The sequence below is a fragment of the Halomonas sp. SIMBA_159 genome (assembly GCF_046536035.1).
Classification (GTDB): Bacteria; Pseudomonadota; Gammaproteobacteria; order Pseudomonadales; family Halomonadaceae; genus Vreelandella; species Vreelandella venusta_A.
Window position 1 is genome coordinate 1 of sequence record NZ_JAWJBT010000597.1, and the last position, 271, is coordinate 271.

Consider the following 271-nt stretch of genomic DNA (forward strand, 5'->3'; position numbering starts at 1 on the left):
CGTCTTGTTTTCCCGCGAGGATTAAAGTGCTAAACTCAAGAGCAGCTAAATGTCGTCCCACTCCCGCCGGACCACTAAATAAATAAGCTGGGGCAATGCGTTGACGATGAATTGCACTGGTTAATAATTCCACTGCTTGCTCTTGACCAATTAAATGAGAGAATGTCATACGGTAAATGTTTGCTACGGATTGATCAAGGGATCTGGGTGAGGGAGGAAACAATGTCTAGTACGAATCATTAAATTTATATCATTAAACGAAAAATTATTG

1 protein-coding gene is annotated in these 271 nt (G+C 40.6%); it reads right to left on the bottom strand.

What is annotated here, in order from left to right; genetic code table 11:
- Positions 1 to 169: DNA polymerase III delta subunit-related protein (locus tag R0J87_RS20605; RefSeq protein ID WP_498888580.1), on the bottom strand; the 169-nt coding region annotated here is incomplete at its 3' end.
- Positions 170 to 271 lie beyond the last annotated feature (102 nt).